Genomic DNA, 15,875 nt, shown 5'->3' with positions numbered 1-15,875 from the left:
GCCGTTTTTTATTCAGGCGACTCAGGCAAGGCTCTTGCTGACCACCTCGAACACATCACTCGACAACTCACCCGAGCCACGAATGCGCTCCAGCTCCGCCTTCATCAGCGCCTGGCGCGCGCTGTCGTATTTACGCCAGCGCGTCAGTGGCGCCAGCTGGCGCGAAGCGATTTGTGGGTTGAAGCCGTTCAGTTGGATAACCAGGTCCGCCAGGAAGCGATAACCCGAACCGTCCGCCGCGTGGAAGTTGATCAGGTTCTGCCCGGCAAAAGCGCCGATCAGCGCGCGCACTTTGTTCGGGTTCTTGAGGTTGAACGCCGGGTGCTCCATCAACGCCTTGACCCGTGCCAGCCCGCCCGGCAACGTGCTGCCGGCCTGTACGCTGAACCACTGGTCCATGACCAATGGGTTGTCCTTGAAGTTCTCCGCGAACACCGCCAGCGCCTGGGCTTTTTCCGCTTCGAACGGCGAATTCACCAGCACTGCCAGTGCGGTGAGGCGTTCGGTCATGTTGTCGCTGGTGTCGAACTGATCCAGCGTCGCCGCCAGGACTTCTGGCTTGCCGCTGAGCATCAGGTACGACAGCGCGATGTTCTGCAAGGCACGACGGGCGAAGTGCTCGGCGGCCGCGACATACGGCGTCTGCTTGGACAGCTCGCGATTGGCCTGGTAACGCAGCCACAACCCTTCGAACAGATGGTCGGCCAGTTGCTTGCGGGCAAATTCGCGCGCGGCGTGGATCGCATCGACATCCGCCACCTCGCTGATTTCCGTCAGGTAGGCCTCGCTCGGCAGCGAGAGCATCTCGGCGACCATGGCCTGGTCCAGGGATTCATCGCTCAAGACGGTGCGCAGCGCGTCGATCAGGCGCTGGTCCAGCTTCAGCGGCTGGCCCGCCTGATGCTGGCCGATCAGTTCCTGCAGCACCTGCACCGACAGTTGCTGGCCGGCATCCCAGCGGTTGAAGCCGTCGCTGTCGTGCTGCATCAGGAACATCAGCTGGTCGCGGTTGTACGGGAAGCTCAGCTTCACCGGCGCCGAGAAGCCACGCAACAGCGAAGGCAACGGCTGTTCGGCGATATCGACGAAGGTGAACGTCTGCTCGGCTTCGGTAACCGAGATCACGCGGGAGGTGGCGCCAGCCGTCGTTTCACCGGCCAGGCGCAAGGCGATACCGGCGCCCTTGGCGTCCAGCAGGCCCAGCTCCACCGGAATCACAAACGGCAGCTTCTCGACCTTGTCCGGGGTTTGCGGGCAGCTCTGGCGGAACGTCAGGCTGTAGGTCTTGGCCGCGGCGTCGTAGGACTCGCTCACCGCCAGGCGTGGCGTGCCTGCCTGGCTGTACCAGCGCTTGAACTGGCTGAGGTCGGCGCCGTTGGCGTCTTCCATGGCCTTGATGAAGTCGTCGCAGGTCACGGCCTGGCCGTCATGGCGTTCGAAATAGAGGTCGCTGCCTTTGCGGAAGCCTTCGGCGCCGAGCAAGGTGTGGATCATGCCGACCACTTCCGAGCCCTTTTCGTACACGGTCAGGGTGTAGAAGTTGGAGATCTCGATAAAACTGTCCGGGCGTACCGCGTGGGCCATCGGGCCGGCGTCTTCGGCGAACTGGTGGGTCCGCAGGTACGCCACGTCCTGGATGCGCTTGACCGTGGCCGAGTTCATGTCGGCCGAGAAACCCGAGTCACGGAACACGGTGAAGCCTTCCTTGAGCGACAGCTGGAACCAGTCGCGGCAGGTCACGCGGTTGCCCGACCAGTTGTGGAAGTATTCGTGGGCGACGATCGCCTCGACCCGCTGGTGCGCGGCGTCGGTGGCGGTTTCGGCGCGGGCCAGCACGGCACTGGAGTTGAAGATGTTGAGGCCCTTGTTCTCCATGGCCCCCATGTTGAAATCGTTCACGGCGACGATCATGAAGATATCGAGGTCGTACTCACGGCCGTAGGTTTCTTCGTCCCAGCGCATGGATTTTTTCAGGCTGGTCATGGCGTGCTGGCACTTGTCGATATTTTCCGGCTCGACATAGATGCGCAGCGCCACTTCACGCTGGGTCATGGTGGTGAAGCTGTCTTCGACGCACCACAGGTCGCCGGCCACCAGGGCGAACAGGTACGCCGGCTTCTTGAACGGATCCTCCCAGGTCGCCCAGTGACGACCGTCCTCACCAGGGCCGCTGGCAATCGGGTTGCCGTTGGACAGCAGGATCGGATAGCGATGTTGCTCGGCGATCACCGTGGTGGTGAAGGTGCTCATCACGTCCGGGCGGTCGAGGTAGTAGGTGATCTTGCGGAAGCCTTCGGCCTCACACTGGGTGCAGAACATGCTGCCGGATTTGTACAGGCCTTCCAGCGCGGTGTTGGTTTCCGGGTGGATGCGCACGCTGGTATCGACCGTGAAGGTTTCGCGGGTCGGGTGCAGCGTGAGGTGGCTGTCGGTCAGTTGGTAATCAGCGGCCGTCAGTTCCTGGTCGCCGAGGTTGACGGTCAGCAACTCCAGTTGCTGGCCATCGAGCACCAGCGGCGGCAAGCCGGCGCCACGCGCAGGGTTGCGGCGCATCACCAGCTGCGCGTGGACCAGGCTGTGGTCCTCGAACAACTCGAAGGTCAGGTGCGTCTCTTCGATCAGGTAGTCCGGCGCCTGATAGTCCTTCAGGTAAATCATCTTCGGTTGTTCGGTGCGCATGGATGGCATCCTTCTACTGATGCACGGCGAGCTGGTAGGCCGTGTACTTACGAATATTGATAACGCCGGTGTCGAAGATCAGGTATTGGCCCTTGATCCCCAGCAGCGTGCCTTCGGCAATCGGGTTCTTGTCCAGGTTGAAGCTGACAATCTTGGTCGGATACTGCTCGACCGGGTAGCGGATTTCGATCGGCTCGATGTCGGCAATCGTTTGGATGGCCTGTAGGCCAAAGCGTTCCTGCAACGTCACCAGGCCTTCGGCGCAGGCCGCGAACAGCTCATCGCGCACGTGCTTGAGGTCCACCGATTGCGCATCGCCTTTGAGCAGCGCTCGCCAGTTGGTTTTGTCGGCCACTTGGCTGCGGAACAGGTCCTCGACAAAGCCGGACTGCTGGCGAGTGGCAACGCGCATGATCGGCAGCGCCTGGCTCGCGCCCTGGTCCAGCCAGCGGGTGGGCAATTGGGTGGCGCGAGTGATGCCGACCTTGATCCCCGACGAGTTGGCCAGGTACACCACGTGGTCGGTCATGCAGAACTGCTCGCCCCAGCCCGGATCGCGGCAGGTGCCGGCGTCGTAATGGCAACGCTCGGGGCTCATGATGCACAGGTCACACTGGGCCAGCTTGGTCATGCACGGGTAGCAATACCCCTGGCTGAAGCTGGTCTTGGTCTTGCGGCCGCAATGGCTGCAATGGATGGCACCGAGGTATTCCAGGCGCACGTGAGTACCGATCAGCGGGTTGACCGGCACCTCGACATCGCCCAGGCGAAACGCGTATTGAACGGTCGGCTCACCGAGTTGCGCCGACATCTTGCTGACTGCACCGCGACCAATTTCAATCAATGGATCGCATCCGACTTGAACAGGATGTTCGGCACCGGTGCCGACTTGGACGCGCACTCCTGCGGGCCCATGTAGCCGGTGCGCTGGTCTTCCGGCAGGTTCTGGATTTCCCAGGCGATCACCGCCTGCAGGGACAGCTCGCGCTGCTCGGCGGTGAGCTTGCGGCCATCGGACCACTTGCCGATTTCCACCGCGAGCTTGAGGCTCTCGTAGATATCGGGGGTGATGTTTTCGATCATTTCAGCAAAAGAGGACATAAGGCTCTTCCTTATCAAAGAGAGGATTTGCGACGGTTGTACAACCCGCCGAGCAAACCGGTAAGGCAACCGATGACCAGGCCGCTGACGTGGGCAGCGTTGGCGATTTCGCCGAAACCGATCATCGAGACCAGCCCCGACAGGCACAGCACCAGCCACACCAGCATCATCACCAGCACCCCACGGGGCAAGCGATAGGCCGGGTTGGGCGACAATAATTGAAAGATCCAGCAATGCCCGAGCAAGCCATACAACACGCCGGACAACCCGCCAAACAGGCCGGGGCCACCGTAGGCGTATTGAGCGTAGTTGGAGACCAGGCTGAACAACAGGGTCAAGCCGAGCAGGTTGATGCTGCCTTGGCGCACTTCGATGCGCCGGCCCAGCTCCCAGTACCACATGCCATTCATGGCCAGGTGCAGGATGCCGAAGTGGATCAGCATCGGCGTGACCAACCGCCACCACTGCCCTGAAGCCAACATGTCGGCGAACGGGGTGAACTGGATGTACTCGCCCATCACCCGAAACGGCAGGAACGTCAGCCAGCTCATGGCTTGCAGGTTCTCACCCAGCAAGGTCACCGCGCCAACAATGATGCTCGCCAGCAGCACCAGCGCCGTTACCGGGCTGTGACGCACTTGCTGGATAAAACCGGGGCGCGAAACCGGCGCCTGCTCGGGAATATCCAGTTGCTGGTCCGGATCGCCGGCGGGAAAGCGTTGGTACAACACGCGCACGTCTTCACTGATGGTTTCCGGAACCCACAACACTTGCTCACCCGCCTCTTCGCTGACGCGATGGGGCACTTGCATGCGTTGCAGCAATTTGACGAAACCACCCAGGTCGACGCTCAGGGGCAGGCGCAATACAGCCACGGTACTCATTTAATGACCTCAGGTCGCTCAACGTCGACCCAGACGAATTTACGCGGATCCAGTTGGGTTTCCTGGTCCAGGCGGTACGCCACCAACTTGCCGTACAGCACGGCGCTGTAGTCCAGGCAGGCCAGGTTCGGGCGGATCGGCGCCGGTTTGCCGCTGCGCCAGTAATGGCCGACGAACAGCAGGGGCTCGTCGACGCCATAGCGCAGCAGGGAATTTTTTTGCGTGGACGACAACGGGGTGCGCGCCACCGGCTCCGGCAAGGCGTCGGGCTGGAACACGATGTCGCCGTAGGTTTTCGGGTCGTCTTCCCAGAACTTGGTGCGAAAGAACGAACGCGTCAGCCCATCGCCGCCGGTCAGCGTGAGGCCATCGGGCAGGCGCATGTCGGTGCCGCGCAACAGGCGGTCGAAGGCATTGCAGGCAAAACTGCCGGGCACGGCGGCGGCCTGCAGGAAGTGCGGGTCGATGCAGCCGTCCGCGAAGGTCGCGCGCAGCGGTTGGATAAAGCCGTCATCCCAGCACGCATGCACCACGCGAAAACGCCCGGCATCGACAAACAGCGGCATGTCGTAGAACCAGCCGAGGAAGTCGTGCCAGTCGCCCGGGTGCTGCTCGAACTGGGCCAGGGTTTCCTGGATCAACCGCGCATGCCGTGGGTTGTGCTCGCGCACGAACTGCTTGCCACTGCCCGGCGGCGCCGGCGTGGTCCAGCCCAGGGCATTGAACTCGTGGTTGCCCATGATGCACAGCGCCTGACCGGCCTCGGTCATGTCATGGACGATATGCAGCGCCTCGCGAATGCGCGGGCCACGGTCGATGATATCGCCGAGGAACACCGCCATGCGCGACGGGTGGCGCCAGGTACCCCCTTGTTTGTGGTAGCCCAACCGGTCGAGCAGGTGCTCAAGGGTATGGGCGCAACCGTGCACGTCACCAATCAGGTCGTAGCTGCGCGCGGGATCGAGCATCAGTCGCCTCCACCCCCCAAGCGGCTGCCCCAGCCCAACTTGGTGCGGCACACTTCGTAGTAGTTGTGATCCAGCGGATGGATCAAGCGCAACTTCTGCGCCTTCTTGCTCACGGTGATGGTGTCACCGGGGGCGCAGGTGAAATGGTTCTGCCCGTCGCACGAGACTTGCGGGTAGATCTGCATGTCTTTGGACACCACGATTTTCAGCTCACTGTTGCCATCGACCACGATTGGCCGGCTCGACAACATATGGGGGTACATCGGCACGATCACAATGGCATCCAGCTTGGGATGCATGATCGGGCCACCGGCCGACAGCGCGTATGCCGTGGACCCGGTCGGCGTGGCGACGATCAGGCCGTCGGCCTTCTGGCTGCACACGAACTGGCCGTCGATATACAGCTCGAACTCGATCATCCGCGTGGATTTGCCGGGGTGCAGCACCACATCATTGAGCGCATCGCCCTGGCCGATGGCCTCGCCGTGGCGACGTACTTCGGCTTGCAGCAGGAAGCGGTTTTCCACCAGGTAATGGCCGTCGAGGACCTTGGCCACTTCGACTTCCAGCTCATCGGGACGGATATCGGTGAGGAACCCCAGGCTGCCACGGTTGATCCCCAGTACCGGCACGTTATGCCGCGCCAGGGCCCGGGCGGCGCCGAGCAGGCTGCCGTCGCCGCCGACCACGATGACCATGTCGCACACTTCGCCGAGCATCTTGCGGGAGGAAGTCTGCAGGCCGTGGCCGGGGAGAATCTCGGCAATGGTGTCTTCGAGAATCACATGCAGGTGGCGTTCCAGCAGGAATTTTTTCAGCCGGCGGACGGTGTCCAACACCTGGGTACTGCCCAGGCGACCGATAATGCCGATATTGCGAAATTGCTCCATGGGGCTCCTGCGGGATTTGGGGTGTGGCAAAAAAGAAACGATTATGGGCGAAAGGCCGCCTGAGGCAAAATCCTTTGTCGCCGTGAAGCCTTGATGACAACGGTTCTCAGCCACCTGCGCGGCGGTTAAAAGGCTATGCTCGGACTCATGACTGTGTTCCCGGATTTGCACAACCTGCCCCGCCAACTGCGCCACCCCGAGGTGCGCGACCTGGCGTGGGTGATGCTCGCCCCGCCGATGCTGGCGCAGACGCCGTGGCCGCAGCGCCACCCGCTGGCCGGCAGCGACTGGGTGCAAGCGCCCGAGCGGCTTGAACACTGGCTACGCACACTCGACCGCGACAGCAGCGCCTTGCAGCACTGGCTGAGCCTGTCGCGCACGCGCCGCCTGGGCCTCTACTACGAACGCCTGTGGCAGTTCGCCGTGCAGCATGCGCCGGGCGTCGAGCTGCTGGCCGCCAACCTGCCGATCCGCCGCGCCGGGCACACCCTGGGCGAGCTCGACATGCTGCTGCGCGACCGCGAGGGCGTGCACCACCTGGAACTGGCGATCAAGCTCTATCTCGGCCCCCAGCACGGCAACGGCGAGGACACTGCGCAGTGGCTCGGCCCGGGCTGCCATGACCGGTTGGATCGCAAGCTGGCGCACCTGGCCCAGCATCAACTGCCGATTTCGGCGCGGCCGGAAAGCCGTGACGCGCTGGGCGCCTTGGATATCCAGCAGTTCGACGCGCATTTGTGGCTTGGGGGGTATTTGCTCTATCCCTGGCCGGGCCAGGCGGAGCCGCCTCGAGGGGCCCATCCGCAGCATTTGCGCGGGCGCTGGTTGCATCAGCGTGACTGGCAGGAGTTTGTCCGCACCACCCCGCCTGGGCGCTGGCAGCCCCTGCCCCGGCACGCATGGCTGGCACCCGCGCATTACCGCGCGGATGAGGTGTGGAGCGCGGAACAAATGCAGTGCTGGCTCGCGGAGTTGGAGCCGATGGCGCCGGCGCAGCTACTGGTGCGCATGGTGCAAGTCGGTGAGGATTGGGAGGAAGCCGAGCGCTTGTTCCTGGTGGCTGATTTGTGGCCGAACGTGCCGGGCAGCACCTGATCATTTTTGCGGGGTGGCTGATGGCCTTTTCGCGAGCAAGCCCGCTCCCACATTTGGAGCGTATTCCAGGCTGGTTATTGGGTTGGCTGTGGGGTCTGGGTGAGGGTTTTGGGGCGGGTTCAAGGGACTCATCGCAGGCAAGCCAGCTCCCACACTTGGAGCGTATTTCAGGCTGGTTATTGGGTTGGCTGTGGGGTCTGGGTGAGGGTTTTGGGGCGGCTTCAAGGGACTCATCGCAGGCAAGCCAGCTTCCACATTTGGAGCGTATTTCAGGCTGGTTATTGGGTTGGCTGCGGGGGTTTCGGGCAGGCTTGAGGGGCCCATCGCGGGCAAGCCAGGCCGACATTTCAAGCGCGCCGCATATTAATGTGGGAGCTGGCTTGCCTGCGAAAGCAATAGTCCAGGCACTACAGCCTATCGATATGCCGATATTCCAGCTGCAACTCGGCCGCCAGTTCCTGCGCGCGCCCCAATCGGATCGATCCTCGCTCGATATCCACCAACAGCCCCGGACACTCCAGCAAAGGCAGCCCGGTAATCGTCTTGAGCCGCCCATCGGTGATCACCAGCAAGCGCTGCTGCTCGGTCGGATAGCGCTTGCGCCGTGCCGCCAACCAATGCCCCGCCTCGGTCAACGCTGCCAGCAACGGCGTGCCGCCACCTGCGCCCAGCTGTTCGAGCCAGCCCGCCAGGCTTTTCGCCGCCTTGAGCCCCTGCACCTGCCATGCGGGCGATTGCCCGCTGGCCGTCAGCAACGCCATGCGTGCCCGCTGGCGATAAGCGTCATCAAACAATTGCGCCAATAAGCCTTTGGCGTCGGTCAATGCACGGTGCCGACGGGTAGACGCCGAAGCATCGACGATCACCAGCCACAATTCATGCGCCGAACGGCTGCGCAGGTGGTAGCGCAAGTCTTCACGCGATTGCGGTCGGCCACCGAGCAAAGTGCCCGGCCAGTTGACCGCGCCCTGCTTCGCGCTGCGCGCCTTGCCCTGCCTGCCTCTGTCCAGTCGCCCCGCGGTGGGACGGGCATCCGCCCCCGCGTCAGGTCGGGGGCGGATGCCTAGGGCTTTTTTGGCCAGCTGGGCACGTCTCGGCGGGCGCCCGTGGGCAGGGCCGGTGCGGGCATATCGCCCCATTGGCCTTGACCAGGCGAGGTATCCGACGGCTTGGGCGCCTGGCCTTCAGGCGGCGGGCTGGCCGCTGGGGATTGCGCTTGACGACGATGGCGCAAGGCAAATTCCGCCACCGCGTCTATATCGTCCTCGGCAATCGCGGTCGCCCCGCGCCACGCCGCGTGGGCCCTGGCGCCGCGCAGCCAGACCAGATCAGCGCGCAAGCCATCGACACCCGCAGCAAAGCAGCGCTCGGTGATCTGCGCCAAGGCCTGATCATCCAGCGCGATGCTCTCCAGCCGCGCCCGCGCCTGGGTGCAGCGCTCACGCAACGCGGCCTGCTGCTCGGCCCACTGCGTGCAAAACGCCGCCGGGTCACTGTCGAAATCCAGACGACGGCGGATGATTTGCCCACGCTCGGCCGGCAACGTCTGCCCGCTCAACGCCACATTGAAACCGAAGCGATCCAGCAACTGCGGCCGCAGCTCGCCCTCCTCCGGGTTCATCGTGCCGATCAGCACAAAGCGCGCCGAGTGCCGGTGGGAAATACCGTCGCGCTCGATCAGGTTGGTGCCGCTGGCGGCGACGTCCAGCAACAGGTCGACCAGGTGATCGGGCAGCAAGTTGACTTCATCGACATACAGCACGCCCCCGTCGGCCTTGGCCAGCACGCCGGGGGAAAACTGCGCGCGACCTTCACCCAGCGCAGCGTCCAGGTCCAAAGTGCCGACCAGACGTTCTTCGGTGGCGCCCAACGGCAAGGTGACGAACTGCCCGCTGGCGAGTAAGTCGGCCAGGCCGCGCGCCAGGGTCGACTTGGCCATGCCGCGCGGGCCTTCTATCAGCACACCGCCAATCTTCGGGTCGATGGCAGTCAGGCACAGCGCCAGCTTCAAGTCATCGGCACCGACCACGGCGGACAGCGGAAAATGGGGAATATCAGTCATGCCTATTTCTCGTTAAATTCTGCGACACAGGCGGTTTCCTGTGGTGGTCGAGCGTGTTGTGACCAGTAGGCCTCTTGTCAGCCAGTGGGCTTGTTGTGACCAGCAGCCCCCCCGTCAGCCAGTGAACTTGTTGTAACTAGCAGGCCCCTGTCAGCCAGTGAGCTTGTTGTAACTAGCAGGACCCTCTCAGCCAGTGGGCTTTTTTGTGGCGAGCGGGCTTGCCCCGCGTTGGGCTGCGCAGCAGCCCCATTAAAGCCAACGCATTTGTTTCTGACAAACCGCAGTGTGCGGTTTTGGGGCCGCTTCGCAGCCCAACGCGGGGCAAGCCCGCTCACCACAAAAAGCCTGCACACCCTCAGTAAGGCGACTTGCCACAAAAAGCCTACTCATCCTCAGTAAGGACACTTGCCACAAAAAGCCTACTCATCCTCAGTAAGGACACTTGCCACAAAAAGCCCACTTGCCACAGACAGCCTCAGCCATCTTCTTCTATATCCAGCAACAGATTTTCCAACGCTTCCTTATACGCCCCCGGTTCCTGCCACTGGCCACGCTGCTGGGCTTCGAGCATGCGTTCGGTCATGTCGCGCAGCGCCGCAGGGTTGTGCTGCTGCACAAACGCGCGGGTGTCGGGGTCGAGCAGGTAGGCGTCGGCGAGCAAGGCGTATTGATGATCGTCGATCAGCGCGGTGGTGGCGTCGAACGCGAACAGGTTATCCACGGTCGCAGCCATCTCGAACGCGCCCTTATAGCCGTGGCGCTTCACGCCGTCGATCCACTTCGGGTTGGCGGCCCGTGAGCGGATCACGCGGTTCAGCTCTTCCTTCAAGGTACGGATCCTGGGCAAGTCCGGCTGGCTGTGGTCGCCATGATAACTGGCAGCCTTGTCGCCACTCAGGGTTTCCACGGCAGCGAGCATGCCGCCCTGGAATTGGTAGTAGTCATTGGAATCGAGCAAGTCGTGCTCGCGATTGTCCTGGTTCTGCAACACCGCCTGCACCTGGCTCAGGCGCTGGGCAAATTGCTCGCGGGCGGCGGTGCCTTCATCCGAGCCGCCGTAGGCATAACCGCCCCAATTGAGGTAGACCTCGGCCAAGTCCTCGCGGCTTTGCCACAGGCGCCCGTCAATCGCGCCCTGCACGCCTGCACCATAGGCACCAGGCTTGGCGCCGAAGATACGCCAGCCCGCCTGCTTCGCGGCTTCGGCTTCATCCAGGCCGGACTCGAGCAGCGCCGCGCGCTCACTGCGCACCTTGGCGGCCAGCGGGTTCATATCATCCGGCTCATCCAGCGCCGCTACCGCCTGCACGGCTGCGTCGAACAGGCGGATCAGGTTGGCGAAGGCATCGCGGAAGAACCCCGAAACGCGCAGCGTCACGTCCACGCGCGGGCGGTCCAGCAGGCTGATCGGCAGGATCTCAAAGTCATCCACGCGCTGGCTGCCCGTGGCCCATACCGGGCGCACGCCCATCAGCGCCATGGCCTGGGCGATATCGTCGCCGCCGGTGCGCATGGTCGCGGTGCCCCACACCGACAGGCCGAGCTGGCGCAGGTGGTCGCCATGATCTTGCAGGTGTCGCTCAAGAATCAGGTTCGCCGACTGAAAGCCAATGCGCCAGGCGGTGGTGGTCGGCAGGTTACGCACGTCCACGGTGAAAAAATTGCGTCCCGTCGGCAGCACATCCAGGCGCCCGCGACTCGGCGCCCCACTCGGCCCGGCCGGCACGAAACGGCCGCCCAGGGCGTCGAGCAAGCCGCGCATTTCCGCCGGACCACAGGCATCCAGGCGCGGTGCGACGACAATGCGCAGGCTTTCGATAACGGCCTTCACATCCTCCCAACCGGGCTCCTCCAACTGCTCCAGCGGCCCTTCCAGCGCCTGCTCGATCAAGCGCGTCGCATACAGCTCCAGGCGCTCGCGGGTGTCACCGGCGGTGCGCCACAACTGCGCGTCGATCTTCTGCAAGACCATGGGGCGGCGGCCGGTCCAGGGTTCGGCGAGGGCGCAATCGAGCGGGTCGAAGCCCAGGTCGAAGGCCTTGGCCAACACCCGCAACAGGCTCGATTGCGGACCACGCCCATCGCCACGCGGAATGCGCAGCAATGCGAGCAGAGTGTCGATGCGCAGGCGGCCTTCGGGCGACTCGCCAAAGATATGCAGGCCGTCGCGGATCTGCGACTCCTTCAGGTCACACAGGTAAGTGTCCAGGCGCGGCAGCCACACCGCTGCGTCGGCGTCGTTGTCGAGCTCAAGTTCCTGGTCGATGCGGGTTTCGCGCACCAACTTGAGGATGTCCTTTTGCAGCTCAAGCGCCCGACGCGGGTCGAGCAGCTGGGCCTCGTAGTACTCGTCCGCCAACAATTCCAGGTCACGCAACGGCCCATAGGTCTCGGCGCGGGTCAGCGGCGGCATCAAGTGGTCGATGATCACCGCCTGGGTGCGGCGCTTGGCCTGGGCGCCCTCGCCCGGGTCATTGACAATAAACGGGTAGATATTCGGCAACGGCCCCAGCAGCGCGTCCGGCCAGCAGTTTTCCGACAGGCCCACGCCCTTGCCCGGCAGCCATTCGAGGTTGCCGTGCTTACCCACATGAATCACGCCATGGGCGCCGTAGGTATGGCGCAGCCAGAAATAGAACGCCAGGTAGCCGTGAGGCGGCACCAGGTCCGGGTCGTGGTACACCGCGCTGGCGTCCACCTGATAACCGCGCGCCGGCTGGATGCCGACAAATGTCAGGCCCAGGCGCAGGCCGGCGATCATCATGCGCCCGTCGCGGCACATCGGATCGTGGTCCGGGGTACCCCAGCGCTCCAGCACGGCCCGGCGATTGGCCTCGGGCAGGCGGTTGAACATCGCCTCGTAATCATCCAGGCCGAGGCTTTGATGGCAGGGGCGCAGGTCGAGGCTGTCGAGGTCGTTGGTGACACCGCCCAGCAGTTCATGGATCAACGCAGTGCCGCTCTCCGGCAACTCAGCGGGCAGCGGATAACCCTCGGCGTGCAGGGCACGCAGGATATTCAGCGCAGCGGCAGGCGTATCCAGGCCCACGCCGTTGCCGATACGGCCGTCGCGGGTCGGGTAGTTGGCGAGGATCAGCGCGATGCGTTTTTGTGCATTCGGCACCCGCGCCAGTTCGACCCAGCGTCGGGCCAGTTCGGCGACAAAATCCATGCGCTCGGGCGCGGCGCGGTAGCACACCACGTCCGACTGGCTGCGCTCACTGCGCCAGGCGAGGTCCTTGAAGCTGATCGGCCGGCTGATGATGCGCCCGTCCAGCTCCGGCAAGGCAATGTGCATGGCCAGGTCGCGCGGGCCCAGGCCTTGCTCGCTGGCTTCCCAGCCGGGCTGGTTGTCTTGGGCGCAGATCGCCTGGATCACCGGGATATTGCGGCGAAACGGCCGCAGGTGCGGGGCTTCCGGGCTGGACTGGGCGAAGCCGGTGGTGTTCAGGATCACCGCCGCGCCGACCTCGTCCAGCAGGTCCTCGACCACCGTCAGGCAGCCGGGCTCTTTCAAACTGGCCACCGCCATCGGCAACGGGTTGAGACCCGCCGCCTGCAAGCGCTGGCAGAACACATCGATGAAACCGGTATTGGCCGCCTGCAGGTGCGAGCGATAGAACAGCACCGCCGCCACCGGCCATTCCGCGCGCCAATCCGCCTGCCAGTCATTCAGGCGCGGGTTGGCTGTGTGCGGGTGATAAATCGCCGTGCGCGGCAGGGTTTGCGGCTCGTTCCAGGCGTAGCTGCGGCCCAGGTAACTGCTCGCCAGGCAACCGTAGAAATCCAGCGCGTTGCCCAGGCCGCCCTGGCGCAGGAAGTGCCACAGGCGGTCGCGTTCCGCCGCCCCAACGGTACTCAGCCCGCTGAGTTCCGGGTCGGGGCGATCATCCCCCGGCACCAGGATCAGTTGCACGCCGCGCTCAGCCAACTCCACCAGGCGCTCGATGCCGTAGCGCCAATAGCCGATGCCGCCGTGCAGCGAAATCAGGATGACCTTGGCATGGCGCAGCACCTCGTCGACGTACAGGTCGACCGAGGCATGGTTCTGCACCTGCATCGGGTTGGCGAGGCGAAAGCTGGGGTAATCCTCGGGCAACTGCTGGGCGGCTTCGGCGAGCAGCGCCAGGCTGGAGTCGCCGCTGCACAGGATCACCAGTTCGGCGGGCGTTTGTCCAAGGTCGGCAATATTGTCGTCCGAGACGAAACCACCGGGCTGGGTCCTGAGCAGGTGCATGGGTTAAACGCTGAGGGCAGCGCGCAATTGCGCTTCGAGGCCAGCCGCATCCAGCTCCTGGCCGATCAGTACCAGGCGCGTGATGCGCGCTTCATCGGCCGCCCAGGCGCGGTCGAAGTGCTTGTCGAACCGCGTGCCCACGCCCTGGATCAGCAGGCGCATCGGCTTGTTCGGGATCGCCGCGAAGCCTTTGACGCGCAGGATGCCGTGTTGCACCACGAGTTGGGTCAGGGCGTCGAGCAGCAGCGCTTCGTCGGCTTGCGGCAGGTCGATGGAGATCGAGTCGAACGCATCGTGGTCGTGATCGTCTTCACCTTCGTGGTGATGATCGTGGTGGCTGTGGCGACCGTCGATGTGCTCTTCGGAGCCGGCGCCCAGGCCGATCAGCACGTCGAGCGGCAGGCGCCCGCTGCTGGCTTCGATGATCTTCACCGCCGGCGGCAGTTCTTCGGCGACTTCCAGGCGCACACGGGCCAGGTCTTCGGCGCTGATCAGGTCGGATTTGTTGAGGATCACCAGGTCGGCGCTGGCCAGTTGGTCGGCGAACAGCTCGTGCAATGGCGATTCGTGATCCAGGTTCGGGTCGAGTTTACGCTGCGCGTCGACTTGATCCGGGAAGGCGGCGAAGGTGCCGGCGGCCACGGCCGGGCTGTCGACCACGGTAATCACCGCGTCGACGGTGCAGGCACTGCGGATTTCCGGCCACTGGAAGGCTTGCACCAGCGGCTTTGGCAGGGCCAGGCCCGAGGTTTCGATGAGGATATGGTCGAGGTCACCGCGACGGGCGACCAGTTCGCGCATCACCGGGAAGAACTCTTCCTGCACGGTGCAGCATAGGCAGCCGTTGGCCAATTCATACACACGGCCGTTGGCTTCTTCCTCGGTGCACCCGATGGAGCACTGCTTGAGGATTTCACCGTCGATGCCCAGCTCGCCGAATTCGTTGACGATCACGGCAATGCGACGGCCCTGGGCGTTGTCGAGCATATGGCGCAGCAGCGTGGTTTTGCCCGAACCGAGAAAGCCGGTAACGATGGTGACGGGGAGTTTGGCCAGTGTTTTCATCGGATGCCCTTTGGGGCGGGCATACGGGACGATAGGCCCTGCGGCGGCGCGCAGCGGCAGATTTCGTCACCGGATCACCCCGCCCGGTTGAAGTGGAAAATCGGTTGCGAGGCAGGTCTCCTGGCTTGGGGCTTGCGGGTCGTGCGACCGGCGCCGGCTGCGCCTTCCCGCCTGGTGGCAGTGGCGTGGCAGTCGGATAAACCCTTTACAGTTGCGGGGGCAGCCGCGGATTGGACCGCGTTCCCTTCTTAGCTTCGGCCTGGGCTGAAGAACCTCGAGGGTGCAAGGCTACGCAGTGGTGGGGGGATGGTCAATGATGGGGTTGGGTTGGGTTAGGGTGCATATCCGTTTCTGCGGTCGTGGCGGCTTATGGTTCCGCTCTTACAGCGGGTCACTTTTGGAAAAGAGCCCCAAAAGTAACCAAAAGGGCTCTTGCCCCAACACTCGGCACCTCGCCTAGGCTCGGTGTGCCCGTAATCCGAAATTGATTTGGGGGGCCGCCGCCACGCGCCATCCATGGCGCGGGGCGGCTAAACCGGCATCCCTGCCGGTTTACCCCCCAAATCAATATCGAATTCCGGCCAGCGTGTTTGATGGGGCGCCTAGATCAAGATCAAAAGCAAAAGCGCGGCGGCCTTAAAGCCGACCTGAGTGGTTAGATCAAAAGCAGAAACCTCTAGGAGCTGGCTCTCACAAGGGATCGGCGGTGTTAGCCTCGATGCCGGCCTACCGCAAGCAGCCTTGAGTCACCCCCCATAATCCGCCGCCCCAAAGGATCAAATGTGGGAGCCGTCGAGCCCCAGCGAGGCCGCGAAGGCGGCGGTATTGCCGATGAATTTCGCGCCTGACACACCGCTTTCGCGGCCTCGCCGGGGCTCGACGGCTCCCACAAGG

At 63.8% G+C, this 15,875-nt stretch carries 11 protein-coding genes and 1 riboswitch; of the genes, 1 reads left to right on the top strand and 10 read right to left on the bottom strand.

Features of this window, described 5'->3' with window-relative positions:
* Positions 1–21: 21 nt before the first annotated feature.
* From pepN to BBG20_RS20365, 6 genes are read right to left on the bottom strand one after another with little or no spacing between them, the layout of a single operon-like run.
* Positions 22–2,679, bottom strand: coding sequence for an aminopeptidase N (gene pepN, locus BBG20_RS20390; RefSeq protein ID WP_065906468.1), 2,658 nt, complete (start codon positions 2,677–2,679; stop codon positions 22–24).
* Positions 2,680–2,692: 13 nt separating this feature from the next.
* Positions 2,693–3,523 carry a DUF2797 domain-containing protein gene (locus BBG20_RS20385; RefSeq protein ID WP_065906465.1) on the bottom strand — a complete coding sequence of 277 codons (831 nt, stop codon included), beginning with the start codon at positions 3,521–3,523 and terminating at the stop codon, positions 2,693–2,695.
* Positions 3,520–3,780 (bottom strand): YeaC family protein, encoded by a 261-nt coding sequence (locus BBG20_RS20380; protein ID WP_016972751.1) that lies wholly within the window; start codon positions 3,778–3,780, stop codon positions 3,520–3,522. The genes BBG20_RS20385 and BBG20_RS20380 overlap by 4 nt, the downstream gene beginning before the upstream one ends.
* Before the next feature lie 14 nt (positions 3,781–3,794).
* The gene (locus tag BBG20_RS20375; RefSeq protein ID WP_065906460.1) at positions 3,795–4,664 is read right to left on the bottom strand and encodes a rhomboid family intramembrane serine protease; all 870 of its coding nucleotides are present in this window, start codon (positions 4,662–4,664) and stop codon (positions 3,795–3,797) included.
* Complete coding sequence (locus tag BBG20_RS20370) at positions 4,661–5,635, bottom strand: metallophosphoesterase (protein WP_404940348.1); 975 nt, start codon at positions 5,633–5,635, stop codon at positions 4,661–4,663. Before BBG20_RS20370 ends, BBG20_RS20375 begins: the two co-directional genes overlap by 4 nt.
* Positions 5,632–6,522, bottom strand: coding sequence for an NAD(+) kinase (locus BBG20_RS20365; protein WP_003217892.1), 891 nt, complete (start codon positions 6,520–6,522; stop codon positions 5,632–5,634). The genes BBG20_RS20370 and BBG20_RS20365 overlap by 4 nt, the downstream gene beginning before the upstream one ends.
* 147 nt (positions 6,523–6,669) lie before the next feature.
* On the opposite strand from BBG20_RS20365, the gene BBG20_RS20360 reads away from it, so the two are divergent.
* Positions 6,670–7,617 (top strand): DUF1853 family protein, encoded by a 948-nt coding sequence (locus BBG20_RS20360; RefSeq protein ID WP_065906456.1) that lies wholly within the window; start codon positions 6,670–6,672, stop codon positions 7,615–7,617.
* Positions 7,618–8,024: 407 nt separating this feature from the next.
* On the opposite strand, the gene BBG20_RS20355 is transcribed toward BBG20_RS20360, so the two are convergent.
* The 4 genes from BBG20_RS20355 to cobW all read right to left on the bottom strand — a co-directional run bounded on the left by BBG20_RS20355 (position 8,025) and on the right by cobW (position 14,981).
* Positions 8,025–8,627 carry a vWA domain-containing protein gene (locus BBG20_RS20355; protein ID WP_065906734.1) on the bottom strand — a complete coding sequence of 201 codons (603 nt, stop codon included), beginning with the start codon at positions 8,625–8,627 and terminating at the stop codon, positions 8,025–8,027.
* A 53-nt stretch (positions 8,628–8,680) separates the two neighbouring features.
* A complete protein-coding gene (locus BBG20_RS20350; protein ID WP_065906454.1) occupies positions 8,681–9,679 on the bottom strand; it encodes an ATP-binding protein in 999 nt (332 codons plus the stop codon).
* A 475-nt stretch (positions 9,680–10,154) separates the two neighbouring features.
* Complete coding sequence (cobN, locus tag BBG20_RS20345; RefSeq protein WP_065906451.1) at positions 10,155–13,916, bottom strand: cobaltochelatase subunit CobN; 3,762 nt, start codon at positions 13,914–13,916, stop codon at positions 10,155–10,157.
* A gap of 3 nt (positions 13,917–13,919) precedes the next feature.
* Positions 13,920–14,981 carry a cobalamin biosynthesis protein CobW gene (gene cobW, locus BBG20_RS20340; RefSeq protein ID WP_065906450.1) on the bottom strand — a complete coding sequence of 354 codons (1,062 nt, stop codon included), beginning with the start codon at positions 14,979–14,981 and terminating at the stop codon, positions 13,920–13,922.
* 93 nt (positions 14,982–15,074) lie between these two features.
* A riboswitch (cobalamin riboswitch) is annotated at positions 15,075–15,273 on the bottom strand.
* Positions 15,274–15,875 lie beyond the last annotated feature (602 nt).

It is taken from the genome of Pseudomonas aylmerensis (assembly GCF_001702265.1).
Taxonomy (GTDB): domain Bacteria; phylum Pseudomonadota; class Gammaproteobacteria; order Pseudomonadales; family Pseudomonadaceae; genus Aquipseudomonas; species Aquipseudomonas aylmerensis.
This window is presented reverse-complemented; position numbering and strand designations above follow the sequence as displayed.

Excerpts from the sequence above, each read along its gene's own strand:
- pepN (WP_065906468.1), bottom strand. The coding sequence starts at position 2,679 with ATGCGCACCGAACAACCGAAGATGATTTACCTGAAGGACTATCAGGCG.
- BBG20_RS20380 (WP_016972751.1), bottom strand. The coding sequence starts at position 3,780 with ATGTCCTCTTTTGCTGAAATGATCGAAAACATCACCCCCGATATCTAC.
- BBG20_RS20375 (WP_065906460.1), bottom strand. The coding sequence starts at position 4,664 with ATGAGTACCGTGGCTGTATTGCGCCTGCCCCTGAGCGTCGACCTGGGT.
- BBG20_RS20365 (WP_003217892.1), bottom strand. The coding sequence starts at position 6,522 with ATGGAGCAATTTCGCAATATCGGCATTATCGGTCGCCTGGGCAGTACC.
- BBG20_RS20360 (WP_065906456.1), top strand. The coding sequence starts at position 6,670 with ATGACTGTGTTCCCGGATTTGCACAACCTGCCCCGCCAACTGCGCCAC.
- BBG20_RS20350 (WP_065906454.1), bottom strand. The coding sequence starts at position 9,679 with ATGACTGATATTCCCCATTTTCCGCTGTCCGCCGTGGTCGGTGCCGAT.
- cobN (WP_065906451.1), bottom strand. The coding sequence starts at position 13,916 with ATGCACCTGCTCAGGACCCAGCCCGGTGGTTTCGTCTCGGACGACAAT.
- cobW (WP_065906450.1), bottom strand. The coding sequence starts at position 14,981 with ATGAAAACACTGGCCAAACTCCCCGTCACCATCGTTACCGGCTTTCTC.